The sequence below is a fragment of the Pseudomonas sp. BR20 genome, from assembly GCF_050780135.1.
Lineage (GTDB): Bacteria > Pseudomonadota > Gammaproteobacteria > Pseudomonadales > Pseudomonadaceae > Aquipseudomonas.
Genome location: NZ_CP172012.1, coordinates 1,069,481 through 1,094,004 on the forward strand (window position 1 = coordinate 1,069,481; position 24,524 = coordinate 1,094,004).

General features: G+C 60.7%; 22 protein-coding genes. 12 read left to right on the top strand and 10 right to left on the bottom strand.

Annotation, left to right across the window (positions count from 1 at the left end):
- Window positions 1-8 precede the first annotated feature (8 nt).
- The 3 genes from ACHPFG_RS04705 to ACHPFG_RS04715 all read right to left on the bottom strand — a co-directional run bounded on the left by ACHPFG_RS04705 (window position 9) and on the right by ACHPFG_RS04715 (window position 2,285).
- Window positions 9-974, bottom strand: coding sequence for a YbgA family protein (locus ACHPFG_RS04705; RefSeq protein ID WP_431701723.1), 966 nt, complete (start codon window positions 972-974; stop codon window positions 9-11).
- Between the two features lie 112 nt (window positions 975-1,086).
- Window positions 1,087-1,302, bottom strand: coding sequence for a TIGR02450 family Trp-rich protein (locus ACHPFG_RS04710; RefSeq protein WP_131698512.1), 216 nt, complete (start codon window positions 1,300-1,302; stop codon window positions 1,087-1,089).
- Complete coding sequence (locus ACHPFG_RS04715; protein ID WP_431701724.1) at window positions 1,299-2,285, bottom strand: NAD(P)/FAD-dependent oxidoreductase; 987 nt, start codon at window positions 2,283-2,285, stop codon at window positions 1,299-1,301. Before ACHPFG_RS04715 ends, ACHPFG_RS04710 begins: the two co-directional genes overlap by 4 nt.
- Window positions 2,286-2,497: 212 nt before the next feature.
- Between ACHPFG_RS04715 and ACHPFG_RS04720 the strand changes: the two genes are divergently transcribed.
- Together ACHPFG_RS04720 and hemH are read left to right on the top strand one after the other, a co-directional pair.
- The gene (locus tag ACHPFG_RS04720) at window positions 2,498-3,397 is read left to right on the top strand and encodes a TIGR01777 family oxidoreductase (protein WP_167654704.1); all 900 of its coding nucleotides are present in this window, start codon (window positions 2,498-2,500) and stop codon (window positions 3,395-3,397) included.
- Between the two features lie 15 nt (window positions 3,398-3,412).
- Window positions 3,413-4,438, top strand: a complete 1,026-nt coding sequence (hemH, locus tag ACHPFG_RS04725; RefSeq protein WP_431701725.1) for a ferrochelatase — start codon at window positions 3,413-3,415, stop codon at window positions 4,436-4,438.
- Window positions 4,439-4,527: 89 nt separating this feature from the next.
- Here the strand turns inward: hemH and ACHPFG_RS04730 are convergent, their stop codons facing one another.
- Window positions 4,528-6,624: a TonB-dependent siderophore receptor gene (locus tag ACHPFG_RS04730; protein ID WP_431701726.1), complete on the bottom strand. Its 2,097-nt coding sequence runs from the start codon at window positions 6,622-6,624 to the stop codon at window positions 4,528-4,530.
- A 112-nt stretch (window positions 6,625-6,736) separates the two neighbouring features.
- Window positions 6,737-7,891: a Do family serine endopeptidase AlgW gene (gene algW, locus ACHPFG_RS04735; RefSeq protein WP_339452488.1), complete on the bottom strand. Its 1,155-nt coding sequence runs from the start codon at window positions 7,889-7,891 to the stop codon at window positions 6,737-6,739.
- 102 nt (window positions 7,892-7,993) lie between these two features.
- Here algW and ACHPFG_RS04740 point away from each other — a divergent pair, with 102 nt between their 5' ends.
- The 3 genes from ACHPFG_RS04740 (at window position 7,994) to cysN (ending at window position 11,714) form a co-directional block, all read left to right on the top strand.
- Window positions 7,994-8,752, top strand: a complete 759-nt coding sequence (locus tag ACHPFG_RS04740) for a Nif3-like dinuclear metal center hexameric protein (RefSeq protein ID WP_131698506.1) — start codon at window positions 7,994-7,996, stop codon at window positions 8,750-8,752.
- Between the two features lie 136 nt (window positions 8,753-8,888).
- Window positions 8,889-9,806, top strand: a complete 918-nt coding sequence (gene cysD, locus ACHPFG_RS04745; protein WP_017137614.1) for a sulfate adenylyltransferase subunit CysD — start codon at window positions 8,889-8,891, stop codon at window positions 9,804-9,806.
- Window positions 9,807-9,815: 9 nt separating this feature from the next.
- The gene (cysN, locus tag ACHPFG_RS04750) at window positions 9,816-11,714 is read left to right on the top strand and encodes a sulfate adenylyltransferase subunit CysN (RefSeq protein WP_431701727.1); all 1,899 of its coding nucleotides are present in this window, start codon (window positions 9,816-9,818) and stop codon (window positions 11,712-11,714) included.
- 115 nt (window positions 11,715-11,829) lie between these two features.
- Here cysN and ACHPFG_RS04755 read toward each other — a convergent pair whose 3' ends face one another.
- From ACHPFG_RS04755 to ACHPFG_RS04765, 3 genes are all read right to left on the bottom strand, one after another.
- Entirely contained in the window at window positions 11,830-12,726 is an 897-nt protein-coding gene (locus tag ACHPFG_RS04755) for an acyltransferase (RefSeq protein WP_431701728.1), read from the bottom strand.
- Window positions 12,727-14,826 carry a phosphate acetyltransferase gene (gene pta / locus ACHPFG_RS04760; RefSeq protein WP_053131777.1) on the bottom strand — a complete coding sequence of 700 codons (2,100 nt, stop codon included), beginning with the start codon at window positions 14,824-14,826 and terminating at the stop codon, window positions 12,727-12,729.
- A 79-nt stretch (window positions 14,827-14,905) separates the two neighbouring features.
- On the bottom strand, window positions 14,906-15,226 hold the full coding sequence (locus tag ACHPFG_RS04765) for a DUF3565 domain-containing protein (protein WP_431701729.1): 321 nt from the start codon (window positions 15,224-15,226) through the stop codon (window positions 14,906-14,908).
- On the opposite strand from ACHPFG_RS04765, the gene ACHPFG_RS04770 reads away from it, so the two are divergent.
- On the top strand, window positions 15,195-15,680 hold the full coding sequence (locus ACHPFG_RS04770) for an FKBP-type peptidyl-prolyl cis-trans isomerase (RefSeq protein ID WP_027606858.1): 486 nt from the start codon (window positions 15,195-15,197) through the stop codon (window positions 15,678-15,680). The genes ACHPFG_RS04765 and ACHPFG_RS04770 overlap by 32 nt on opposite strands.
- 202 nt (window positions 15,681-15,882) lie before the next feature.
- Here the strand turns inward: ACHPFG_RS04770 and rpsT are convergent, their stop codons facing one another.
- Window positions 15,883-16,161 (bottom strand): 30S ribosomal protein S20, encoded by a 279-nt coding sequence (rpsT, locus tag ACHPFG_RS04775; RefSeq protein WP_003188401.1) that lies wholly within the window; start codon window positions 16,159-16,161, stop codon window positions 15,883-15,885.
- A gap of 253 nt (window positions 16,162-16,414) precedes the next feature.
- Between rpsT and murJ the strand changes: the two genes are divergently transcribed.
- The 6 genes from murJ to ispH all read left to right on the top strand — a co-directional run bounded on the left by murJ (window position 16,415) and on the right by ispH (window position 23,881).
- Window positions 16,415-17,953: a murein biosynthesis integral membrane protein MurJ gene (murJ, locus tag ACHPFG_RS04780; protein ID WP_131698501.1), complete on the top strand. Its 1,539-nt coding sequence runs from the start codon at window positions 16,415-16,417 to the stop codon at window positions 17,951-17,953.
- Between the two features lie 119 nt (window positions 17,954-18,072).
- Window positions 18,073-19,011, top strand: a complete 939-nt coding sequence (gene ribF / locus ACHPFG_RS04785) for a bifunctional riboflavin kinase/FAD synthetase (RefSeq protein WP_167654708.1) — start codon at window positions 18,073-18,075, stop codon at window positions 19,009-19,011.
- 14 nt (window positions 19,012-19,025) lie between these two features.
- Window positions 19,026-21,857: an isoleucine--tRNA ligase gene (gene ileS / locus ACHPFG_RS04790; protein ID WP_431701730.1), complete on the top strand. Its 2,832-nt coding sequence runs from the start codon at window positions 19,026-19,028 to the stop codon at window positions 21,855-21,857.
- Complete coding sequence (lspA, locus tag ACHPFG_RS04795; protein WP_131698498.1) at window positions 21,850-22,362, top strand: signal peptidase II; 513 nt, start codon at window positions 21,850-21,852, stop codon at window positions 22,360-22,362. Before ileS ends, lspA begins: the two co-directional genes overlap by 8 nt.
- A gap of 7 nt (window positions 22,363-22,369) precedes the next feature.
- Complete coding sequence (gene fkpB / locus ACHPFG_RS04800) at window positions 22,370-22,807, top strand: FKBP-type peptidyl-prolyl cis-trans isomerase (RefSeq protein ID WP_174244855.1); 438 nt, start codon at window positions 22,370-22,372, stop codon at window positions 22,805-22,807.
- A 126-nt stretch (window positions 22,808-22,933) separates the two neighbouring features.
- Window positions 22,934-23,881 carry a 4-hydroxy-3-methylbut-2-enyl diphosphate reductase gene (gene ispH / locus ACHPFG_RS04805; protein WP_027606852.1) on the top strand — a complete coding sequence of 316 codons (948 nt, stop codon included), beginning with the start codon at window positions 22,934-22,936 and terminating at the stop codon, window positions 23,879-23,881.
- Here ispH and ACHPFG_RS04810 read toward each other — a convergent pair.
- Window positions 23,835-24,416 carry a GspH/FimT family pseudopilin gene (locus tag ACHPFG_RS04810; RefSeq protein ID WP_431701731.1) on the bottom strand — a complete coding sequence of 194 codons (582 nt, stop codon included), beginning with the start codon at window positions 24,414-24,416 and terminating at the stop codon, window positions 23,835-23,837. The two genes, ispH and ACHPFG_RS04810, sit on opposite strands and share 47 nt — an antisense overlap.
- Between the last annotated feature and the right edge of the window lie 108 nt (window positions 24,417-24,524).

The following is a 24,524-nucleotide window of genomic DNA, read 5'->3' on the forward strand; positions in this document are numbered from 1 at the left end:
TTCATGGTTTAGATCGCATTACGCAGGCTGAGATTTTCCGGGTGCGGCTGCAAGTAGGCCTGCTGCGCGATGTAGCGGTCCGGGTGTTGGCGAAAGTGATGCTTGAGCAGGGTCAACGGCACTACCAGCGGCACGATGCCCTGGTGGTACTGGCTGATGACCGTCTGCATTTCCTGTTTGTCCTCGGCGCTGATGGCCTGCTTGAGGTAGCCGCTGATGTGTTGCAGCACGTTGGTGTGGGTGCCGCGGGTGGCGCACTTTTTCAGGCCGGTCATCAAGTCGCTGAAATAGCAGGCGCCCAACTCGTCGAGGTCGACGTCCTTGGTCATGCTGCCGAGGCGGTGGCCCAGGCTCTTGTAATGCATCAGGCTGTGGGCCATCAGCAAATACTTGTAGCGCGAATGAAAAGCCAGCAAGCGGTGGCGGGTCAGGCCCTCGGCCAGCAGTTGCTGCCAACTGGCATAGACGAAGACGCGGGTCAGGAAGTTTTCCCGCAGTACCGGGTCATTCAGGCGGCCATCTTCTTCCACAGGCAGGTTCGGGTGACGCGCGCAGAACGCCTGGGCGTAAATACCACGCCCGCCGCCCTCCACCGGCGCACCGTTTTCACGGTAGACCTTGACGCGTTCCAGACCGCAGGATGGCGACTTCTGCATGAAGATGTAGCCGCACAGGTCGGTGTGTTCGGCGGCCATTTTGCGGGCGTATGCGTCCAGCGGCGCGGTGACATTCAGCTCGCGGTGTACGGTGCCGACGGCCTGGGGCTGTTCGGCATCACCCACCAGGCGAATGGTTTCACGGGGGATACCCAGGCCGATCGCCACTTCCGGGCACAGCGGCACGAAGTCGAAATACTCGGCGAGTACTTCGCTGCATAGCTGGGATTGCTTGTGACCGCCATTGAAACGCACGTTCTCGCCCAGCAGGCAGGCGCTGATGCCAATCTTCGGCTTGATGGACGATGGTGTGGGCATGGCCAAACCTCTGCAAGATTCCTGTACAAAAAATAAAATCTGTACAACCAAATCTCATCATAGGTTTGATGCTGTACAAGTCAAATTATTTGTACAAGTATTTGCTCGGGAGCTATTTCCAGCCGATTTGCCAATCCTCGGCATTTTGCAGGGTTTGCCAGGCCAGGCGATCAGTGCGCTTGGTCATCACGGCTTGCAGCTCGATTTCCAGCACGGTGCCTTCTTCGTCACGAAACAGCTCGGTCACCAGGAAGTGCTTTTCTTTGTTGCGGGGCCGGGCTGCCGTCCACTTCGACAGCAGCAGTTTGGCGGGGTTGATGCGGTTCATTGCAGGTGCTCGATCAACCGTCGCGCGGCTTCCTGGCCACTGAGCCATGCCCCTTCCACCCGGCCCGAGAGGCACCAGTCGCCACACACGTACAGGCCCAGGTCGGCGTCGGCCAGCACCCCGAATTCATGGGCGCTGGACGGTCGTGCGTAGAGCCAGCGGTGCGCCAGGCTGAAGGAGGGTGCGGGCATGGCGCTGTGGAGCAATTCGGCGAAGGCACCGTGCAGGTGTTCGATCACCGCCTCCTTGGACAGGTCCAGATGGGCCTTGCTCCAAGTACTGGTGGCGTGCAGCACCCAGGTGTCGAGGGTGTTGTCGCGCCCGGGCTTGCTGCGGTTGCGCGCCAGCCAGTCGAGTGGGCTGTCTTGCACGAAGCAGCCTTCCATTGGTGTATCCAGGGGCTTGTCGAAGGCCAGGGCGATGGCCCAGGTCGGGTCCATCTTCACGCCGGCGGCGGCGCTCGCCAGTTTGGGGGCGGCGGCCAGCAGCGCAGTGGCCTGGGGGGCGGGCGTGGCGATGATCACGTGGCTGAAGGGGCCGTGGTTTTCGCCGTCGGCATCCAGCAGGTTCCAGTGTTGCTTGCCTTGGAACACTTCGGTGATACGGCAACCGAACTCCACCGGCAGGTCATCGAGCAGGGCGCGGGTGATTGCGCTCATGCGTGGCGTGCCGACCCAGCGGATCTGTTCATCGGGGGAGGGCGTGAGTTGGCCGGACTTGAAGTTGTACAGCTGCGGCTTCCATTGCTCGGCCCAGCCGTTGCTTTGCCAGCGCTGCACTTCGTTGACGAAGCGTCGGTCGCGGGCGGTGAAGTATTGGGCGCCCAGGTCCAGTGCGCCGGCGTCGCTGCGCTTGCTGGACATGCGGCCGCCGCTGCCGCGGCTTTTATCGAAGAGTTGTACAACGTGCCCGGCGTCTTGTAACGCTCGGGCGGCGGAGAGACCGGCGATGCCGGTGCCGATGATCGCGATGGGGACAGTCATGGGAGGCCTCGTTTTACCGTTGGGTACAGGCTACGCCGACACCAATAGCTGTACAATATTATTTTTTGGTATAAGTTTTGGCGTACCTGATCGCTTGGCGTGACCTATGGTTAACCATGAGGCTTAAACAAAAGTCACGCTCGATTACAAATTGATCCCTGCTTATAAAATAGACTAGTGATCGGCGGCGAACGTTACATGAGGAGCGTCCCATGCATATTTTGCTGACCGGCGGTACCGGCCTGATCGGTCGCCAACTCTGCCAACACTGGATTGCCCAAGGTCATCGCCTGACGGTGTGGAGCCGTCATCCTGAAGACGTCGCCCGGTTGTGCGGTGCAACGGTGCTGGGCGTGAGTCGTCTGGAGGAGGTGATTGGCGCGGTGGACGCGGTGGTTAACCTGGCGGGTGCGCCGATTGCTGACCGTCCCTGGACCCACAAACGCAAGGCGTTGCTCTGGAGTAGCCGCATCGGCTTGACCGAAACCCTGCTGGCCTGGCTCGAAAGCCAGGCGCAGAAACCGGCGGTGCTGGTTTCCGGTTCGGCGGTGGGCTGGTACGGCGACGGTGGCGAGCGCGAACTGACCGAGGCCAGCGGGCCGGTACAGGACGATTTCCCCAGCCAACTGTGCATCGCCTGGGAAGAAACCGCTCAGCGTGCCGAAGCGATGGGCATCCGCGTGGTGTTGGTGCGTACCGGCCTGGTGCTGGCGGCCGAGGGCGGCTTTTTGTCGCGCCTGTTGCTGCCGTTCAAGCTCGGGCTGGGCGGGCCTATCGGCAACGGGCGGCAGTGGATGCCGTGGGTGCATATCAGGGATCAAATCGCCCTGATTGATTTTCTTCTGCACAAGGATGACGCCAGCGGTCCTTATAATGCCTGCGCGCCGCACCCGGTGCGTAACCGCGAGTTCGCCAAGACATTGGGCCAGGTGCTGCATCGCCCGGCGTTCATGCCGATGCCGGCCTTTGCGTTGAAGGTGGGTTTGGGCGAGTTGTCCGGCTTGTTGCTGGGCGGCCAGAAAGCATTGCCCGAACGCCTGGTGGCGGCCGGTTTCACTTTCCAGTTCACTGAGTTGCGTGCGGCTTTGGACGACGTTTCCAGCCGCCTCTAAGAGATAGGATGTTGCATGACGGATCACGCGTTGTTACTGGTCAACCTGGGCTCACCGGCGTCCACTTCGGTGGCCGATGTGCGCAGCTACCTCAATCAGTTCCTGATGGACCCTTATGTAATCGACCTGCCGTGGCCGGTGCGGCGCTTGCTGGTATCGCTGATCCTGATCAAGCGCCCCGAGCAGTCTGCCCATGCCTACGCCTCGATCTGGTGGGACGAGGGCTCGCCGCTGGTGGTACTCAGTCGTCGCCTGCAGCAGCAGATGAACGCGCAGTGGACCCAGGGGCCCGTGGAGTTGGCGATGCGTTATGGCGAGCCTTCCCTGGAAACGACCCTCACGCGGTTGGCCGCCCAAGGTATTCAAAAGGTCACGCTGGCGCCCTTGTACCCGCAATTTGCCGACAGCACCGTGACCACGGTGATTGAGGAAGCCAAGCGGGTGGTGCGTGACAAAAAGCTCAACGTACAGTTCTCGATCCTGCAGCCGTTCTACGATCAGGCGGAATACCTCGATGCGTTGGCAGCCAGCGCCCGACCTTATATAGACGCGCATTACGACCACTTGCTGCTGAGCTTCCACGGCTTGCCCGAGCGCCATCTGACAAAGCTCGACCCTACCGGTGCGCACTGTTTCAAGGACGCGGACTGCTGCAAGAATGCCTCGCCTGAGGTGCTCGCTACCTGCTACCGCGCGCAATGCTTCACCGTTGCCCGGGATTTCGCTGCGCGCCTGGGCTTGCCCGATGACAAATGGTCAGTGGCGTTCCAATCGCGCCTGGGTCGCGCGAAATGGATCGAACCCTACACCGAGGCACGCCTGGAAGCGCTGGCCCAGCAAGGGGTGAAAAAGCTGCTGGTGATGTGCCCCGCGTTTGTTGCCGATTGCATCGAGACCCTGGAAGAGATCGGTGATCGTGGTCGGGAGCAATTCCGCGAGGCGGGCGGTGAGGAGTTGGTGCTGGTGCCATGCCTCAATGATGACCCGCAATGGGCGGCGGCGCTCAATACCCTCTGCGAAAGAGCACCGCTGTCACTGTAGGCGCGAGCTTGCTCGCGAAGGTCGTTAACGATAACGCAGTGCATCTGGGGTCATGCGCCGCTCTCAGGTGCTTCGCGAGCAAGGGGCGGTTAGAGGTTGAGGGTCAGGCTGACGGTGAGGTTGCGCGGCTCGCCGGGATTGACCCAGTAATTGCTGTAGGACCGCTCGTAGTACTTTTCATCGAACAGGTTGTTGAGGTTCAGACCCACGGTGACGTTCTGCGTGGCCTTGTAATGGGCCAGCAAATCGACGGTGTGGTAGGCGGGCAGCTCAAAGCGACTGCCCGCTTCACCCGAGCGATCCCCTACATAGGTGAACGCCGCGCCCAGGTCTGAACCGCGCAGCGCACCTTCCTGGAATTCATACACCCCCAACAGACTGCCGCTGCGCTTGGCCACGCCGAGGATGCGGCTGCCCGCAGGAATAGCTTTATCACCCTTGGTCACTTCGGCATCGATGTAGGCAAAGGCGCCGATCACGCGTACGGCATCGGTCAGTTGTCCTGTCAGTTGCAGGTCGAAGCCCTGGCTGCGTGCCTTGCCCATGGCGCGGTTGGTATTGGTGGCCGGGTCCAGGGCCAGCACGTTTTCCTTTTCGATATGGAAGGCGGCGAGGGTGGCGCTGAGGCGGTCGTCGAACAGCTCGCTCTTGATCCCCACCTCATAGCCCACGCCTTCTTCGGGCTTGAAGGTCTTACCGGTGGCGTCCAGGCCGCTGTTGGGTTTGAACGAGGTGGAGGCGTTGGCGAATACGCCGACCTCTGGCGTCAGTTGGTAGAGCAGGCCGGCGCGCTGGGTAAGTGCGTCGTGGGTTTGCCGACTCTTGGCGTGGTTTCGGGTGAAGTCGTCGGTGCTTTGTTCGAAGTGCTCGAGGCGCGCGCCGACCATGCCGCGCAGGCGGTCGGTGAAGATGATCTGGTCTTGCAGGTTCAGCGCCTGGCTTTTGGTCTGTTCGAAGAAGTCGGTGCCGGAACGTTCGCCGTTGGCTTTGGGCTGGCCGTAGACCGGGTTGTAGAGGTCGATGGGGTAGAGGCTGCCGGCAATGGCGGTGACGCGCTCCTTCTTGCGGTAATCCTCGTACTCGGTGCCGACCAGCAGTTCATGTTGCCAACTGCCAATCTCAAACAGGCCGCGCAGTTCCAGTTGGGTGATGCTGTCATGCCAACCCATGGAACGTTCGCGGTAACGGCGGTTGAGGGTGTGGCCGTCGGCGTTCAGCGCGCCGTTTTCCGAGGCGTCGCCCCACAGGCTGCCTTGCTTGTAATGGCTGGCCAGGCGCAGTTTCCAGGCGTCGTTGAGGTGATGCTCAAGGGTGGCCTGGATGCGGTTGTTGTGGTTGTCGATATCGCCGTCGTTGGGTTCGCCGAGGAAAGTGGAGCGCGATACGCCGGGGGCGTCGACGATGCCCCGGTCGAAGGTGGAGCTGTGGCGTACGAATTCGCTTTCCACCAGCAGGCGGGTGTCCGGGTCCAGCTGCCAGCTGAATGAGGGCGCGACAAATACGCGCTTGCTCTCGACGTGATCGCGGAAGCTGTTGTTGTCTTCCACCGCCAGGTTGACCCGCGACAGCAGGTTGCCCTCGCTGTCCAGTGGCGTGTTGACGTCCAAGGCGGTGCGATAGCGATCCCAACTGCCGGCGCTGGTTTGCAGGGTGGTGAAGGCTTCAGGCTGAGGCTTTTTGGTGACGATATTCACGGTGCCGCCGGGATCACCACGGCCATACAGGCTGGCTGCCGGGCCCTTGAGCACTTCGATACGTTCGATATTGGCCGCGTCCGGCGTGCTCGGATAGCCACGGTTGGCGCTGAAACCGTCCTGGTAGAACTCCGACGTGGTGAAACCGCGCACGCTGTATTCATAGAGGGTAAGGCCGCCAAAGTTGTTCTGCTTGGACACGCCGCCGGCGAACTCCAGGGCGCGTTCCACGCTGGTGCTGCCTAGGTCCGTGAGTACCGAGGCGGGAATCACGCTGATGGACTGTGGGATGTCGCGAAGGGCGGTGTCGGTTTTAGTCGCGCTGGCAGAACGGGTGGCGCGGTAGCCGTTGACCGGGCCGGTGGCGGATTCATAGGCGTCGGTGGTGACGCTGATGGCGTCCAGCTCAACGGTATTGTCTTCGGCAAAGGCGGGGTCCAGCAACAAACCCAAGGCCAGGCCAGCCAGGGGGGCAAACTTTCGAGACGGCATGATAGAGCGTTCAAATGGCGATATTGAAACAATATAACATGTCCAATGAGAATGCTTCTGCTCTGAAACATGAGCTTACAGGTACCCGCGAACGGGTACCTGCCGAGGTGATTTATTCCTCTTCCTTGACCGGTGCAGGCGGTGGGCGCAGGCCGATTTCCGCCAGCAGCTTGATTTCTTTACCGTTGCGCATCACCTGGATCGCCACCTTGTCGGTCGGCTTGATCCGCGCCACCTGGTTCATCGACTTGCGCCCATCACCGGCCGGTTCGCCGTTGATGCTGAGGATCACATCCCCCAACTGCAGGCCGGCTTTCTGTGCCGGGCCATCGCGGAAGATCCCGGCGACCACGATGCCAGGGCGCCCGGTCAGGCCAAACGACTCGGCCAGTTCCTTGGTCAGCGGCTGCACTTCAATCCCCAGCCAGCCGCGAATTACCTGGCCGTGCTCGATGATCGACTTCATCACTTCCATCGCCAGCTTCACCGGGATCGCAAAGCCGATGCCCTGGGAACCGCCGGACTTGGAGAAAATCGCCGTGTTGATGCCGGTCAGGTTGCCATTGGCATCCACCAGTGCGCCGCCGGAGTTGCCCGGGTTGATCGCCGCGTCGGTCTGGATGAAATCTTCGTAGCTGTTCAGCCCCAACTGGTTACGCCCTGTGGCGCTGATGATGCCCATGGTCACCGTCTGGCCCACCCCGAACGGGTTGCCGATGGCCAGTGCCACATCACCCACCCGCAGCCCATCGGAGCGGCCGAGGGTGATGGAAGGCAGGCTTTTCAAATCGATCTTCAGGACCGCGAGGTCGGTTTCCGGGTCGCTGCCCACCACGCGGGCCAGGGTTTCGCGGCCGTCACGCAGGGCCACCACAATCTGGTCGGCGCCGGTGGTCACGTGGTTATTGGTGAGGATGTAGCCTTCGGGGCTCATGATCACCCCGGAACCCAGGCTGGACTCCATGCGGCGCTGCTTGGGCCCGTTGTCACCGAAATAACGGCGAAACTGCGGATCTTCAAACAACGGATGGGCCGGCTTGTTGATGACCTTGGTGGTGTACAGGTTGACCACGGCCGGAGCGGCGATGACCACCGCGTCCGCGTAAGTCACCGGGCCTTGCACCACCGAGCTGGTCTGCGGCGCCTGTTGCAGGTTGACATCAAAGGTGGGTAAGCCCACCCACTGGGGATAACGCTGAATAATCAGCATCGCGATCAGCACGCCAGCCAGCAATGGCCATCCAAAAAAACGCAGTGCCTTGAGCATCAAGTAAGTCCTGACAGGTTGCAGGGGGCGGGAGAGCGCCCATAATGTCGCGCATTATACGAGGCTGCGAGCGCCTCGGAACGGGATATTTAGGAGTCTTTTATGGCCGTCCCCCTTACCACCCTCGTCGAGGAAGCGGACCGCTACCTTGGCAGCGCAAAAATTGCCGATTATTGCCCCAATGGCCTGCAGGTCGAGGGGCGGCCGCAAGTGATGCGCATCGTCAGCGGCGTGACCGCCAGCCAGGCCCTGCTGGACGCGGCCGTCGAAGCCCAGGCCGATTTGATCCTGGTGCACCACGGTTATTTCTGGAAAGGCGAAAACCCCTGTATCACCGGCATGAAGCAACGCCGCCTGAAAACCCTGCTCAAGCACGACATCAGCCTGTTGGCCTACCACCTGCCGCTGGACCTGCACCCCGACGTTGGCAACAACGTGCAACTCGCCCGACAGCTGGAAGTCACCGTCGAAGGCCCACTGGACCCGAGCAACCCCAAGATCGTCGGTCTGGTCGGCTCGCTCGCCGAACCGCTGTCGCCCCGCGACTTCGCCCGGCGTGTGCAGGATGTGATGGGCCGCGAGCCGCTGCTGATCGAAGGCAGCCAGATGATCCGCCGCGTCGGCTGGTGCACCGGTGGCGGCCAGGGTTACATCGACAACGCCATCGCCGCCGGCGTCGACTTGTTCCTGAGCGGTGAAGCCTCCGAGCAAACCTTCCACAGCGCCCGGGAAAACGACATCAGCTTTATCGCCGCCGGCCACCACGCCACCGAGCGTTACGGCGTACAGGCGCTGGGCGACTACCTGGCGCGGCGCTTTGCCTTGGAGCATCTGTTCATCGATTGCCCCAACCCGATTTGACGGCCAAACCTTGGGGCATATTGATATACCGTTTCGATCTAGCTGGCGCCCTGAATAGAAGAAGGTGCTGTGCTAGCATGCCCCGCTCGAACACGGCCCGCTGGCCGTCCATAAGATCGTTTTTCCGTGAGTAACCATGGTCGACAAACTGACGCATCTGAAACAGCTGGAGGCGGAAAGCATCCACATCATCCGCGAGGTCGCCGCCGAGTTCGATAACCCGGTGATGCTCTACTCGATCGGTAAAGACTCCGCCGTGATGCTGCACCTGGCGCGCAAGGCCTTCTTCCCGGGCAAGCTGCCGTTCCCGGTGATGCACGTCGACACCCGCTGGAAATTCCAGGAAATGTACAAGTTCCGCGACAAAATGGTCGAAGAGCTGGGCCTGGACCTGATCACCCACGTCAACCCGGACGGCGTGGCGCAGGGCATCAACCCGTTCACCCACGGCAGCGCCAAGCACACCGACATCATGAAGACCGAAGGCCTCAAGCAGGCCTTGGACAAGCATGGTTTCGACGCTGCCTTCGGCGGTGCCCGTCGCGATGAAGAGAAATCCCGTGCCAAAGAGCGCGTGTACTCGTTCCGCGACAGCAAGCACCGCTGGGACCCGAAGAACCAGCGCCCGGAGCTTTGGAACGTCTACAACGGCAACGTCAACAAGGGTGAGTCGATCCGTGTGTTCCCGCTGTCCAACTGGACCGAGCTGGACATCTGGCAGTACATCTACCTGGAAGGCATCCCGATCGTGCCGCTGTACTTCGCCGCCGAACGCGATGTCATCGAGAAGAACGGCACGTTGATCATGATCGACGACGACCGCATCCTCGAGCACCTTTCCGACGAAGACAAAGCCCGAATCGTCAAAAAGAAAGTACGTTTCCGTACCCTTGGCTGCTACCCGTTGACGGGCGCGGTGGAGTCCGAAGCCGAGACGCTGACGGACATCATTCAGGAAATGCTCCTGACGCGAACTTCCGAGCGCCAGGGCCGTGTCATCGACCACGATGGTGCAGGCTCAATGGAAGATAAAAAACGTCAAGGCTATTTCTAAGGGGCTGTCATGTCGCATCAATCTGATTTGATCAGCGAGGACATCCTCGCCTACCTGGGCCAGCACGAGCGCAAGGAAATGTTGCGCTTCCTGACCTGTGGCAACGTCGACGACGGCAAGAGCACCCTGATCGGGCGCCTGCTGCACGACTCCAAGATGATCTACGAAGATCACCTGGAAGCCATCACCCGTGACTCGAAAAAGTCCGGCACCACCGGTGACGACATCGACCTGGCGTTGCTGGTCGACGGCCTGCAGGCCGAGCGTGAGCAGGGCATCACCATCGATGTCGCCTACCGCTACTTCTCCACCGCCAAGCGCAAATTCATCATCGCCGACACCCCCGGCCATGAGCAGTACACCCGCAACATGGCCACCGGTGCATCCACCTGTGACCTGGCGATCATCCTGATCGACGCCCGCTACGGCGTGCAGACCCAGACCCGTCGCCACAGCTATATCGCCTCGTTGCTGGGCATCAAGCACATCGTGATCGCCGTCAACAAGATGGACATCAATGGCTTTGATCAAAGCGTGTTCGAGTCGATCAAGGCCGATTACCTGAAGTTCGCCGAGGGCATCGCCTTCAAGCCGAGCACCATGGCATTCGTGCCGATGTCGGCGCTCAAGGGCGACAACGTGGTGAACAAGAGCGAGCACTCGCCGTGGTACACCGGCCAGTCGCTGATGGAGATCCTCGAGACCGTCGAGATCGCCAACGACCGCAACTACACCGACCTGCGTTTCCCGGTGCAGTACGTCAACCGTCCGAACCTGAACTTCCGTGGGTTTGCCGGCACCCTGGCCAGCGGCATCGTGCATAAGGGCGACGACGTCGTGGTGCTGCCGTCGGGCAAGAGCAGCCGCGTCAAATCCATCGTCACCTTCGAAGGTGAGCTGGAGCACGCCGGCCCCGGCCAGGCCGTGACCCTGACCATGGAAGACGAGATCGACATCTCCCGTGGCGACCTGCTGGTGCATGCCGACAATGTGCCGCAAGTGGCCGACGCCTTCGACGCCATGCTGGTGTGGATGGCCGAAGAACCGATGCTGCCGGGCAAGAAATATGACATCAAGCGCGCCACCAGCTACGTGCCGGGTTCCATCACCAGCATCGTGCACCGTGTGGACGTGAACACCCTGGCCGAAGGCCCGGCGAGTTCGCTGCAGTTGAACGAAATCGGCCGGGTCAAGGTCAGCCTCGACGCCGCCATCGCATTGGATGGCTACGACAGCAACCGCACCACCGGTGCGTTTATCGTCATCGATCGCTTGACCAACGGCACCGTGGGCGCCGGCATGATCATCGCACCGCCGATTACCCACGGCAGTGCGGCCCATCATGGCAAGTTGGCCCATGTCGCCACCGAGGAGCGCGCCCAGCGTTTCGGCCAGCAGCCGGCCACAGTGTTGTTCAGCGGCTTGTCAGGCGCGGGCAAGAGCACCTTGGCCTATGCGGTCGAGCGCAAGCTGTTCGACATGGGCCGCGCGGTGTTTGTGCTGGATGGCCAGAACCTGCGTCACGACCTGAACAAAGGGTTGCCGCAGGACCGTGCCGGACGTACCGAGAACTGGCGTCGTGCCGCTCACGTGGCGCGTCAGTTCAACGAAGCCGGCCTGCTGACCCTGGCCGCGTTTGTCGCCCCGGATGCCGAAGGCCGTGAACAGGCCAAGGCGCTGATTGGCAGCGACCGCCTGCTGACCGTGTACGTGCAGGCCTCGCCGCTGGTGTGTGCCGAGCGTGATCCGCAGGGCCTGTACGCGGCGGGTGGGGATAACATCCCTGGCGAATCCTTCCCGTACGACGTGCCGTTGAATGCCGACCTGGTAATCGACACCCAGGCCTTGTCGCTGGAAGACAGTGTCAAGCAAGTGCTGGAGCTGTTGCGTCAGCGCGGCGCGATCTAAACCTCGCTGCAGTCAAATGTGGGAGGGGGCTTGCCCCCGATAGCAGTGTGTCAGTCAGTACATCTGTCACTGATCCACCTCTATCGGGGGCAAGCCCCCTCCCACATTTTGTTCATCATTTGTCTGGAAAATCTTTGTGAAGGCGGTCCAGCAACGCATCCTTGGTTTCCCACAGCTGGTTGATCCACCCCTGGAACGCCAACCGATACTCCCCATCCTGCTCATAATTCTTGCCGATAAACTCGGCCGGAATCTGCACCTCTTCAAACTGCACCACTACTTCCTTCACATTCCCGCACAGCAAATCCCAATACCCAGGGCGTCCGCCAGGGTAGTGAATGGTCACGTTGACCAGTGATTTCAGCTGTTCCCCCATGGCATCCAGCACAAACGCGATACCACCCGCCTTGGGCTTGAGCAGGTAGCGAAACGGCGACTTCTGCTGTGCGTGCTTGCCCGGCGTAAAGCGCGTGCCTTCGGCAAAGTTGAAAATGCCCACCGGGTTGTTGCGAAACTTCGCACAGGTCTTGCGGGTGGTTTCCAGGTCTTTGCCTTTCTTCTCCGGGTGCTTCTCCAGGTAGGCCTTGGTGTAGCGCTTCATGAACGGAAAGCCCAACGCCCACCACGCCAAGCCAATCACCGGCACCCAGATCAACTCCTGCTTGAGGAAGAACTTCAGCGGGCGAATGCGTCGATTGAGCACGTATTGCAGGACCATGATGTCGACCCAGCTCTGGTGGTTGCTGGTGACGAGATACGAGTGCTGGTAGTCCAGGCCTTCAAGGCCTTTAAGGTGCCAGCGGGTGCTGCGCACCAGGTTCATCCAACCCTTGTTGTTGGTGACCCAGGCTTCATGGGTGTGGTTCATCAGCCATTCACTGAAGCGTTTGGCGAAGGGCAGGGCCTTGAACAGCGCCACGACAAACAGGAACGAACACAGCAGGATCGTGTTCAGCGCCAGCAACAAGGACGCGATCACCCCGCGTACGGCGGCAGGTAGAAAATCCAGCATTTAGATATCCATAGGTCGGTTGGCGGCTTGGATCGCAGTCAGCGCGATGGTGTACACGATGTCGTCGACCTGGGCGCCACGAGGCAGGTCGTTGACCGGTTTGCGCAGGCCTTGGAGCATCGGCCCCAGGCTGACGCAATCGGCACTGCGTTGCACGGCCTTGTGCGTGGTATTACCGGTGTTCAGGTCCGGGAACACGAACACGGTGGCTTTACCGGCGACCAGGCTGTCGGGGGCCAGTTGGCGGGCGACGGTTTCGTTGGCGGCGGCGTCGTATTGCAGGGGGCCATCGATCAGCAGTGAGCTTTGCTGCTCATGAGCGAGCAGGGTGGCTTCGCGGACCTTCTCCACTTCCTCACCGCTGGCCGAGTCGCCGCTGGAGTAGCTGATCATCGCCACGCGCGGGGTGATGCCGAAGGCGGCGGCCGAGTCGGCGCTTTGCAAGGCGATTTCCGCCAGCTCGGCGGCACTTGGGTGCGGGTTCATCACGCAGTCGCCGTAGACCAGCACCTGCTCGGGGAACAGCATGAAGAATACCGATGACACCAGGGTGCAGCCCGGTGCGGTCTTGATCAGTTGCAAGGCCGGGCGAATGGTGTTGGCGGTAGAGTGGATAACCCCGGAGACCAGACCGTCCACTTCATCCAGTGCGAGCATCATGGTGGCGATCACCACGGTGTCTTCCAGTTGCTGCTCGGCCATCGGCGCATTCAGGCTCTTGCTCTTGCGCAGGGCAACCATGGGCTCGACGTAGCGCTGGCGAATCAGGTCCGGGTCGAGAATCTCCAGGCCTTCGGGCAATTCGATGCCTTGGGCGCGCGCGACGGCTTCCACGTCAGCCGGCTTGGCCAGCAGCACGCAGCGCGCGATGCCCCTTGCCTGGCAAATGGCGGCGGCTTGCACGGTCAGCGGCTCGCTGCCCTCGGGCAGCACAATGCGTTTGTTGGCAGCCTGGGCGCGTTGGATCAACTGGTAGCGGAACACCGCCGGCGACAGGCGCATCTCCCGTGGCGTGCCGCAGCGCTGGTGCAGCCAGCGCGCGTCGAGGTGGCTGGCGACGAAATCGGTGATGATCTCCGCGCGCTCGCGGTCATCAATGGGGATTTCCTTGTTGAGGTTGTTGAGCAGGTTGGCGGTTTCGTAGGAACCGGTACTCACCGACAAAACTGGCAGCCCAGCCTGGAAGGCGCCGCGGCACAGCTCCATGATGCGCGGGTCGGGCAGGGTATCGCTGGTCAGCAGCAGGCCGGCCAGGGGCACGCCGTTGATCGCGGCCAGGCTGACGGCGAGGATGATGTCGTCACGGTCGCCGGGGGTCACCACCAGCACGCCGGGCTTGAGCAACTCCACGGTGTTACGCATGGTGCGGGCGCAGATGATGATCTTGGTCATGCGCCGGGTTTCGTAGTCGCCGGCGTTGAGGATCTGCGCGCCCATCAGGTCGGCCACGTCGCGGGTGCGCGGCGCGTTGAGTTCCGGCTGGTAAGGAATGCAGCCGAGCAGGCGGAAGTCACCGCTGCGCAGCAAGGGCGAATGCTCCTTGAGGCGCGCCGAGAAGGCTTCCATGCTTTCGTCGGTGCGCACCTTGTTCAGGATCACGCCGAGCACTTTCGGGTCTTTCGGGCCGCCGAACAGTTGGGCCTGCAATTCCACGCGGCCGGAGAGTTCAGTGAGCACTTCGTTTTCCGGGGCAGAAACCAGGATCACTTCCGCATCCAGGCTCTTGGCCAGGTGCAGGTTGACCCGGGCCGCATAGCTGGCGCTGCGGGTCGGTACCATGCCTTCGACGATCAGCACGTCCTTGCCCACGGCGGCTTGCTGATAGAGGGTGATGATTTCTTCGAGCAACTCGTCGAGCTGGCCGTCGCCGAGCATCCGCTCCACGTGAGCCAGGCCCAGGGGCTGTGGTGGTTTCAGTCCGTGGGTGCGCGCTATCAGTTCAGTGGAGCGCTCAGGGCCGGTATCGCCAGGGTGCGGCTGGGCAATCGGCTTGAAGAAACCGACTTTCAGGCCGGCTCGCTCAAGGGTACGCACCAGCCCAAGGCTGATGGAGGTCAGGCCCACACCAAAATCGGTGGGCGCGATAAAAAAAGTCTGCATGCGAATTCTCTGGAGGTGCATGGCTTCGGTGGCGCTCTATGGTTGAGTGCCTGCCGGGAATCAGGTGCCAAGGTTATCGTTATTCGGGCGCTTGCGCACACCAGCCGCAGGCAAAGGGCCGGCCTATTTTTCCCAGGCGCTGCGCGGGGTCCAGAACCCAGGCGCGGGACTGCCACGGAGGCTGGTGGCGCAGGTGCTGGGTGTGGCCGCAAGACAGCTCGGCAATCCAGTGACCCTCCTCGTCCTGGTGGAAACCGATGATCAAGGATGCCGTTGATCGGCCCCGTCCGTCCGGGTTCTGTTCGCTTTCGGGCAAATCCTTGTTTAGACTTGTCCGTTCTTCATTCTTATGCAAAAGGTCTCGCCCCATGACGATCGCCGCTAACAAGGCTGTCTCCATCGACTATACCCTGACCAACGACGCTGGTGAGGTCATCGACAGCTCAGCCGGCGGCGCGCCGCTGGTCTACCTGCAAGGCGCAGGTAACATCATCCCAGGCCTGGAAAAGGCTCTGGAAGGCAAGAGCGTTGGTGATGAGCTGACCGTTGCCGTAGAACCTGAAGATGCCTACGGCGAATACTCCGCCGAACTGGTCAGCACCCTGAGCCGCAGCATGTTCGAAGGTGTTGATGAGTTGGAAGTGGGCATGCAGTTCCACGCTTCCGCGCCGGACGGTCAAATGCAGATCGTCACCATCCGTGATCTGGACGGCGACGACGTCACCGTCGACGGCAACCACCCTCTGGCTGGCCAGCGCCTGAACTTCCAAGTGAAGATCGTTGCCATCCGCGACGCTTCCCAGGAAGAAGTGGCCCACGGTCACGTCCACGGTGAAGGCGGTCATCACCATTGATTGATGTTTTGATCAAGTGGTAGCAAAAACGCCCCGACTGGTTCGGGGCGTTTTTTTGTGCGCTTGAAAATCTCTACCGGATACCCCTCCCACATTTTGATCGTGGTGTATTTTCAGGCACAAACAAAAATGCCCCAGACCTTTCGGTATGGGGCATTTCTTAACTGTTTCGCAACCGGGGTTGCGTTGCAGTTGCTACCACTTAGGCTGCAGCAGGAACGCTCAGAGCCTTGATGTGGCCATTCAGGCGGCTCTTATGACGAGCGGCCTTGTTCTTGTGGATGATGCCTTTATCGGCCATACGGTCGATAACTGGCACAGCCAGAACGTAAGCTGCTTGAGCTTTTTCAGCGTCTTTGGTGTCGATGGCTTTAACTACATTCTTGATGTAGGTACGAACCATGGAACGCAGGCTGGCGTTGTGGCTGCGACGCTTCTCAGCCTGTTTTGCACGTTTTTTGGCGGAAGGTGTGTTGGCCACCGTCGAGCTCCTCGAAAGACTTTTTAGGAAATAGCAAACAAAATAGGCCGCGAATCATGCCGATGACTTGATGTGTTGTCAAGGCCGGCTGATGCGAACTGCTGAGTGGTCGATCTGAAGAGGCGGGTGATTTATTTCCGGCGCTTGACCTGTAAACTCGCGAGCTTTGGCGCTGTGCTGTTGCAGGCGCGCAGTATCGCATAAGTAGGCGCTTAGTTCGCCTGCTCTTTATCTATAGGCGCAAACTCTTTCAATGAATCTGCTCAAATCGTTGGCCGCCGTCAGCTCTATCACGATGATCTCCCGGGTTTTGGGGTTTGTGCGTGACACCCTGCTGGCGCGTATTTTTGGCGCCAGCATGGCCACGGATGCGTTCTTTATTGCATTTAAACTGCCCAACCTGCTGCGGCGGATCTTTGCCGAGGGCGCGTTTTCCCAGGCGTTCGTGCCGATTCTGGCCGAGTACAAGACCCAGCAGGGGGAGGAGGCGACTCGTACCTTCATTGCCTACGTCTCGGGCCTGCTGACCCTGGTGCTGATGCTGGTGACCATCGTCGGCATGCTCGCCGCGCCTTGGGTGATCTGGGCCACGGCGCCGGGTTTTGCCAATACGCCGGAAAAATTCGCGCTGACCACTGATCTGTTGCGAGTGACCTTTCCTTATATATTGCTGATCTCGCTGTCATCCCTGGCCGGTGCGATCCTCAACACTTGGAACCGTTTCTCGGTACCGGCGTTCGTGCCGACGCTGCTTAACGTCAGCATGATTATCTTTGCCCTGTTCCTGACACCTTACTTCGATCCGCCGGTCATGGCCCTTGGCTGGGCCGTGCTGGCCGGGGGCCTGGCGCAGTTGCTCTACCAACTGCCGCACCTGAAAAAGATCGGCATGCTCGTATTGCCGCGCCTGAACCTCAAGGACACCGGCGTCTGGCGCGTGATGCGCAATATGTTGCCGGCGATCCTTGGCGTGTCGGTGAGCCAGATTTCCCTGATCATCAACACCGCGTTCGCCTCGTTGCTGGTATCCGGCTCGGTGTCGTGGATGTATTACGCCGACCGCCTCATGGAGTTACCGTCCGGCGTGCTGGGCGTGGCCCTGGGCACCATTTTGCTGCCGACGCTGGCGCGCACCTACGCCAGCAAGGATCGCCAGGAATACTCGCGCATCCTCGACTGGGGGCTGCGCCTGTGCTTCGTCCTGGTATTGCCGTGCGCACTGGCCTTGGGGATCCTGGCCGAGCCGCTGACAGTGTCGCTGTTCCAATACGGGCAATTCGATGCCCATGATGCGTTGATGACTCAGCATGCGCTGGTGGCTTATTCCGTCGGCCTGCTCGGCATCATCGTGATCAAGGTGTTGGCGCCTGGTTTCTATGCCCAGCAAAACATCCGCACCCCGGTAAAGATCGCGATCTTCACCCTGATAGTCACGCAACTGCTCAACCTGGTGTTTATCGGCCCGCTGGCCCATGCCGGCCTGGCCCTGGCCATCAGTGCTGGAGCCTGCATCAATGCCGGCCTGCTGTTTTATCAACTGCGTAAACAACAGATGTTCCAGCCTCAGCCTGGCTGGGGCATGTTCGCCCTCAAGTTGCTGGTGGCTGTTGCGATGATGTCGGCGGTATTGCTCGGCCTGATGCACTTCATGCCGGCCTGGGATGAAGGCCATATGCTGGAGCGCTTCATGCGCCTGGGCATGTTGGTGGTGGCCGGTGTGGTGGTGTACTTCGGGATGTTGCTGCTGCAGGGCTTCCGCCTGCGGGATTTCAATCGCAAGTCGTTGAGTTAGAGAGTTTGTCGCGATAAAACGGTTGTTTTATCGATTCGATCCATTTGCCCTGCGCTGTTGCCTGTCGTCCGGGGCCGGGTGTGGTTATAATCGACCACTTTATGAGCAAGAAGCGCGTTATGCAGCTGGTTCGAGGTCTCCACAACCTGCGCCCTGAGCATCGGGGCTGCGTCGCCACTATTGGCAACTTTGACGGTGTTCACCGTGGTCACCAGGCTATCCTGGCCCGGCTGCGCGAGCGTGCGGTCGAGTTGGACGTACCCAGCTGCGTGGTGATTTTCGAGCCACAGCCGCGGGAATATTTCACCCCGGAAACGGCACCGGCCCGTCTGGCCCGCCTACGGGACAAGCTGCAGCTGCTGGCCGAAGAAGGCGTGGACCGCGTCCTCTGCCTGGCTTTCAACCAGCGTTTGCAAAGTCTCAGCGCTGCCGAGTTCGTCGACCGCATACTGGTAGATGGCCTGGGCGTACAGCATTTGGAGGTCGGCGACGACTTCCGTTTTGGTTGCGACCGGGTCGGGGATTTCGAATTCCTGCAACACGCCGGTATCACCCAGGGTTTTACCGTCGAAGCCGCGCAAACCGTCGAACTGGATGGCCTGCGCGTGAGCAGCACCCAGGTGCGTAACGCCCTGGCCGCTGCCGACTTCGCCTTGGCCGAGCGTTTGCTCGGTCGCCCGTTCCGCATTGCCGGGCGGGTACTGCACGGCCAGAAGCTGGCGCGCCAACTGGGCACGCCAACCGCCAACGTGCAACTCAAGCGCCGCCGTGTGCCGCTGACCGGGGTTTACCTGGTGAGCGTCGACATCGACGGCCAGTCGTGGCCGGGAGTCGCCAACATAGGCGTCAGGCCCACGGTTGCAGGTGATGGCAAGGCCCACCTGGAAGTTCACCTTTTGGATTTTGCCGGTGATCTGTATGACCGGCGTTTGACGGTGGTTTTCCACCAGAAGCTGCGTGAAGAGCAGCGTTTCGCCTCGCTTGAGGCGTTGAAAACGGCGATCAATGCGGATGTCGCCGCCGCCCGTGCACTAGCCGCACCTAGCGCCCATCGCTAACCGAAGAGCCTTAAATGACCGACTATAAAGCCACGCTAAACCTTCCGGACACCGCCTTCCCAATGAAGGCCGGCCTGCCACAGCGCGAACCGCAGATCCTGCAGCGCTGGGACAGTATTGGCCTGTACGGAAAGTTGCGCGAAATTGGCAAGGATCGTCCGAAATTCGTCCTGCACGACGGCCCTCCTTATGCCAACGGCACGATTCACATCGGTCATGCGCTGAACAAAATTCTCAAGGACATGATCCTGCGCTCGAAAACCCTTTCGGGCTTCGACGCGCCTTATGTCCCGGGTTGGGACTGCCACGGCCTGCCGATCGAACACAAGGTCGAAGTGACCTACGGCAAGAACCTGGGTGCCGATAAAACCCGAGAACTGTGCCGTGCCTACGCTGCCGAGCAGATCGAAGGGCAGAAGTCCGAATTCATCCGCCTGGGTGTGCTGGGCGAGTGGGACAACCCGTACAAAACCATGAGCTTCAAGAACGAGGCCGGTGAAATCCGTGCCTTGGCCGAAATCGTCAAGGTCGGTTTCGTGTTCAAGGGCCTCAAGCCTGTGAACTGGTGCTTCGATTGCGGCTCGGCCCTGGCTGAAGCGGAAGTCGAATACGAAGACAAGAAGTCCTCGACCATCGACGTAGCCTTCCCGATTGCCGACGACGCCAAGCTGGCCCAGGCGTTTGGCCTGGCAAGCCTGAGCAAACCGGCTGCCATCGTGATCTGGACCACTACCCCGTGGACCATTCCCGCCAACCAGGCTCTGAACGTGCACCCGGAATTCACCTACGCCCTGGTGGACGTCGGTGATCGCCTGCTGGTGTTGGCCGAGGAAATGGTCGAAGCGTGCCTGGCTCGCTACGAGCTGCAAGGTTCGGTGATTGCCACCACTACCGGTTCCGCGCTGGAGCTGATCAACTTCCGTCACCCTTTCTATGACCGTCTGTCGCCGGTGTACCTGGCTGACTACGTCGAGTTGGGTTCGGGTACCGGTGTGGTTCACTGCTCGCCCGCCTATGGCGTGGACGACTTCGTGATCTGCAAAAAGTACGGCATGGTCAACGATGAGATCATCAACCCGGTGCAAAGCAACGGTGTTTACGTGCCGTCGCTGGAATTCTTCGGCGGCCAGTTCATCTTCAAGGCCGACCAGCCGATCATCGACAAGCTGCGTGAAGTCGGTGCACTGATGCAAACCGACACCATCAAGCACAGCTACATGCACTGCTGGCGTCACAAGACCCCGCTGATCTACCGCGCCACCGCGCAATGGTTTATCGGCATGGACAAAGAGCCGACCAGCGGCGACACCCTGCGTGTGCGCTCGCTCAAGGCCATCGAAGACACCAAGTTCGTACCGGCCTGGGGTCAGGCGCGCCTGCATTCGATGATCGCCAACCGTCCGGACTGGTGCATCTCCCGTCAACGCAACTGGGGTGTGCCGATCCCGTTCTTCCTTAACAAGGAAAGCGGTGAGCTGCACCCACGTACCGTCGAACTGATGGAAGTGGTGGCCCAGCGTGTCGAACAGGAAGGTATCGAAGCCTGGTTCAAGCTGGATGCTACCGAGCTGCTGGGCGACGAGGCACCGCTGTACGACAAGATCAGCGACACTCTGGACGTATGGTTCGACTCGGGCACCACCCACTGGCACGTGCTGCGCGGCTCGCACCCGATGGGCCACGAGACCGGCCCGCGTGCCGACCTGTACCTGGAAGGCTCCGACCAACACCGTGGCTGGTTCCATTCCTCGTTGCTGACCGGTTGCGCTATCGACAACCACGCGCCGTACCGCGAGCTGCTGACCCACGGCTTCACCGTCGACGAGACGGGCCGCAAGATGTCCAAGTCGCTGAAGAACGTGATCGAACCGAAAAAGATCAATGACACGCTGGGTGCCGACATCATGCGCCTGTGGGTGGCGTCGACCGATTATTCGGGCGAGATCGCCGTGTCGGACCAGATCCTGGCCCGTAGCGCCGACGCCTACCGCCGTATCCGTAATACCGCACGCTTCCTGCTGTCGAACCTGACCGGTTTCAACCCGGCCACCGACATCCTGCCGGCCGAGGACATGCTTGCCCTGGACCGTTGGGCTGTGGACCGTACCCTGTTGCTGCAACGCGAGTTGCAAGAGCACTACGGCGAATACCGCTTTTGGAACGTGTACTCGAAGATCCACAACTTCTGCGTGCAGGAGCTGGGTGGTTTCTACCTCGACATCATCAAGGATCGCCAGTACACCACTGGTGCCAACAGCAAGGCCCGCCGTTCGGCGCAGACCGCGCTGTACCACATCTCCGAAGCGCTGGTGCGCTGGATCGCACCGATCCTGGCCTTCACCGCCGACGAACTGTGGGAATACCTGCCGGGCGAGCGTAACGAGTCCGTCATGCTCAACACCTGGTACGAAGGCTTGACCGAACTGCCGGCCGACTTCGAACTGGGTCGCGAGTACTGGGAAGGCGTAATGGCCGTCAAGGTTGCGGTGAACAAGGAGCTGGAGGTTCAGCGTGCGGCCAAGGCCGTCGGTGGCAACCTCCAGGCCGAAGTCACCCTCTTTGCCGAGGAAGGCCTGACTGCCGACCTGACCAAGTTGAGCAACGAGCTGCGCTTCGTGTTGATCACTTCCACTGCGAGCCTGGCACCGTTTGCCCAGGCACCGGCGGACGCCGTGGCCACTGAAGTACCGGGCCTCAAGCTCAAAGTGGTCAAGTCGGCCTTCCCTAAGTGCGCCCGTTGCTGGCACTGCCGGGAAGATGTCGGGGTGAACCCTGAGCATCCGGAAATCTGCGGTCGTTGCGTCGACAACATCTCCGGTGAAGGCGAGGTTCGCCACTATGCCTAATGCAGCCAGTCGTTTCGGACGTCTGGGCTGGCTCGTACTGAGCGTGCTGGTCTTGGTCATTGACCAGGTCAGCAAGGCTCACTTCGAGGGCTCCCTGGAAATGTTCCAGCAAATCGTGGTGATCCCGGATTACTTCAGCTGGACCCTGGCCTACAACACCGGTGCCGCTTTCAGCTTCCTGGCTGACGGTGGCGGCTGGCAGCGCTGGCTGTTCGCGCTGATCGCCGTGGTGGTCAGCGCGGTGCTCGTGGTCTGGCTCAAACGCCTGGGCCGCGATGAAACCTGGCTGGCCATCGCCTTGGCCCTGGTACTGGGCGGCGCGCTGGGCAACCTGTACGACCGTATTGCCCTGGGCCATGTGATCGACTTCATCCTGGTGCATTGGCAGAACCGCCATTACTTCCCGGCGTTCAATTTTGCCGACAGCGCCATCACCGTCGGCGCAATCATGCTGGCGCTGGACATGTTCAAAAGTAAGAAAACCGGAGAGACCGTCAATGACTGATCAGGTATTGGCTGAGCAACGCATCGGCCAGAACACGGAAGTCACCTTGCATTTCGCACTGCGCCTGGAGAATGGCGACACGGTTGACAGCACGTTCGACAAAGCCCCGGCGACCTTCAAGGTCGGCGACGGCAACCTGCTGCCGGGTTTTGAAGCGGCACTGTTCGGTTTCAAGGCCGGCGACAAGCGCACCCTGCAGATTCTGCCGGAAAACGCCTTTGGCCAGCCCAACCCGCAAAACGTGCAGATCATCCCGCGTTCGCAGTTCCAGGACATGGACCTGTCGGAAGGCCTGCTGGTGATTTTCAACGATGCGGCGAATACCGAGCTGCCTGGTGTGGTCAAAACCTTCGATGACGCGCAAGTAACCATCGACTTCAACCACCCGTTGGCCGGTAAAACCTTGACGTTCGACGTTGAAATCTTCGACGTTAAAGCACTTTGATCAACGCCCCGATCTAAAATGTGGGATCGGGCCGGGGAGGGAGGGGGCAAGCCCCCTCCCTCCTTTGATCTCCATTGTCAGTTCACTAGCATCAACTCTGACCAAGCGCCAGACACGAGGCACAGCATGCAAATCAAACTCGCCAACCCCCGTGGCTTCTGCGCCGGCGTGGACCGGGCGATCGAAATCGTCAACCGCGCCCTGGAAGTCTTCGGGCCGCCGATTTATGTGCGCCATGAGGTCGTCCATAACAAGTTCGTGGTCGAAGACCTGCGTGCACGTGGCGCCATCTTTGTCGAAGAACTGGAGCAGGTGCCGGACGACGTTATCGTTATCTTCAGCGCCCACGGTGTTTCCCAGGCCGTACGTACCGAAGCGGCTGGCCGTGGCCTGAAAGTATTCGACGCCACCTGTCCGCTGGTCACCAAGGTACATATCGAGGTCGCGCGCTACAGCCGGGACGGTCGTGAATGCATCCTGATCGGCCACGCCGGGCACCCGGAAGTCGAAGGCACCATGGGCCAATATGACGGCAGTAATGGTGGCGCCATCTACCTTGTGGAAGACGAAAAAGACGTCGCCAGCTTGCAGGTTCACAACCCTGAGCGTTTGGCATTCGTGACCCAGACCACTTTGTCCATGGATGACACCAGCCGCGTGATTGACGCGCTGCGCAGCCGCTTCCCGGCCATTGGTGGGCCACGCAAGGACGACATCTGCTATGCCACCCAAAACCGCCAGGATGCAGTCAAGCAGTTGGCCGATGAATGCGATGTAGTGCTGGTGGTCGGCAGCCCCAACAGCTCCAACTCCAACCGCCTGCGCGAATTGGCCGAACGCATGGCGACACCGGCGTACCTGATCGACGGTGCTGAAGATATGCAGCGCAGTTGGTTCGATGGTGTCGAGCGTATTGGTATCACGGCGGGCGCTTCGGCCCCGGAAGTCCTGGTGCGCGGCGTCATCCAGCAGTTGCATGCCTGGGGGGCAACGGGCGCCGATGAGTTGGCCGGTCGTGAAGAGAACATCACTTTCTCCATGCCCAAGGAGCTGCGGGTTCGCTCGCTGCTCTGAATGCCAGGGTGCCGAAGTAACTTCGGCACAACGCCTGTTCGGCTCTATCGCTGCGCAGGCTGATGCGCCCACTGGGCGCCAGCACCACCTGGTGCAGGCTCTGCAGCGAGTCCGTGGCGCAGATGTGTACAGTGCCAGCACGAAAACCTCCCCCGGCAAATACCGGTTCGCCCAGCCCGCTGAAGCGTACTTGGCTTTTAACCGGTCCATTCCCGACTATCGGCACCCGACCGCTGCCCTGGCGTTCCAGTAGCACCGGGTTGTCGTCGTCCAGATGACCGCGCCCACTTACATCCAAAATGACCCGCCAACCCTGGCTCCAGTCATCGTCCAGTGCATGGATGACCACTGCCCGATTGCGCGCGATGGCTTCAGTGCGCGCGAAGCGAAGTCCGTTCGTCAGTGATTGCGCGGCGCTTTGTCGCTGCTGTGATTCCAGCAGGCCCATGAAATTGGGGGTGGCCAGGTGCGCCAGGATGCCGCTCACGAGCAGTCCGAGCAGCAGTTCGATCAGGGTGAAACCTCGTTGTTCCATACGCCGTCCCTCCGTGGACGTGTGTGCATAGCGGGTTGAAATCTAGGTATAGCGTCCAGTTCGGGTTACCGAATGGTGGCCTTTGTGTCCAAAGTATTTCCCTTTGTT

What these genes read in the sequence shown, in the direction of transcription:
- ACHPFG_RS04705 (WP_431701723.1), bottom strand. Translation starts at nt 974, where the DNA reads ATGCCCACACCATCGTCCATCAAGCCGAAGATTGGCATCAGCGCCTGC.
- ACHPFG_RS04710 (WP_131698512.1), bottom strand. Translation starts at nt 1,302, where the DNA reads ATGAACCGCATCAACCCCGCCAAACTGCTGCTGTCGAAGTGGACGGCA.
- ACHPFG_RS04715 (WP_431701724.1), bottom strand. Translation starts at nt 2,285, where the DNA reads ATGACTGTCCCCATCGCGATCATCGGCACCGGCATCGCCGGTCTCTCC.
- ACHPFG_RS04720 (WP_167654704.1), top strand. Translation starts at nt 2,498, where the DNA reads ATGCATATTTTGCTGACCGGCGGTACCGGCCTGATCGGTCGCCAACTC.
- hemH (WP_431701725.1), top strand. Translation starts at nt 3,413, where the DNA reads ATGACGGATCACGCGTTGTTACTGGTCAACCTGGGCTCACCGGCGTCC.
- ACHPFG_RS04730 (WP_431701726.1), bottom strand. Translation starts at nt 6,624, where the DNA reads ATGCCGTCTCGAAAGTTTGCCCCCCTGGCTGGCCTGGCCTTGGGTTTG.
- algW (WP_339452488.1), bottom strand. Translation starts at nt 7,891, where the DNA reads ATGCTCAAGGCACTGCGTTTTTTTGGATGGCCATTGCTGGCTGGCGTG.
- ACHPFG_RS04740 (WP_131698506.1), top strand. Translation starts at nt 7,994, where the DNA reads ATGGCCGTCCCCCTTACCACCCTCGTCGAGGAAGCGGACCGCTACCTT.
- cysD (WP_017137614.1), top strand. Translation starts at nt 8,889, where the DNA reads ATGGTCGACAAACTGACGCATCTGAAACAGCTGGAGGCGGAAAGCATC.
- cysN (WP_431701727.1), top strand. Translation starts at nt 9,816, where the DNA reads ATGTCGCATCAATCTGATTTGATCAGCGAGGACATCCTCGCCTACCTG.
- ACHPFG_RS04755 (WP_431701728.1), bottom strand. Translation starts at nt 12,726, where the DNA reads ATGCTGGATTTTCTACCTGCCGCCGTACGCGGGGTGATCGCGTCCTTG.
- pta (WP_053131777.1), bottom strand. Translation starts at nt 14,826, where the DNA reads ATGCAGACTTTTTTTATCGCGCCCACCGATTTTGGTGTGGGCCTGACC.
- ACHPFG_RS04770 (WP_027606858.1), top strand. Translation starts at nt 15,195, where the DNA reads ATGACGATCGCCGCTAACAAGGCTGTCTCCATCGACTATACCCTGACC.
- ACHPFG_RS04765 (WP_431701729.1), bottom strand. Translation starts at nt 15,226, where the DNA reads ATGGAGACAGCCTTGTTAGCGGCGATCGTCATGGGGCGAGACCTTTTG.
- murJ (WP_131698501.1), top strand. Translation starts at nt 16,415, where the DNA reads ATGAATCTGCTCAAATCGTTGGCCGCCGTCAGCTCTATCACGATGATC.
- ribF (WP_167654708.1), top strand. Translation starts at nt 18,073, where the DNA reads ATGCAGCTGGTTCGAGGTCTCCACAACCTGCGCCCTGAGCATCGGGGC.
- ileS (WP_431701730.1), top strand. Translation starts at nt 19,026, where the DNA reads ATGACCGACTATAAAGCCACGCTAAACCTTCCGGACACCGCCTTCCCA.
- lspA (WP_131698498.1), top strand. Translation starts at nt 21,850, where the DNA reads ATGCCTAATGCAGCCAGTCGTTTCGGACGTCTGGGCTGGCTCGTACTG.
- ispH (WP_027606852.1), top strand. Translation starts at nt 22,934, where the DNA reads ATGCAAATCAAACTCGCCAACCCCCGTGGCTTCTGCGCCGGCGTGGAC.
- ACHPFG_RS04810 (WP_431701731.1), bottom strand. Translation starts at nt 24,416, where the DNA reads ATGGAACAACGAGGTTTCACCCTGATCGAACTGCTGCTCGGACTGCTC.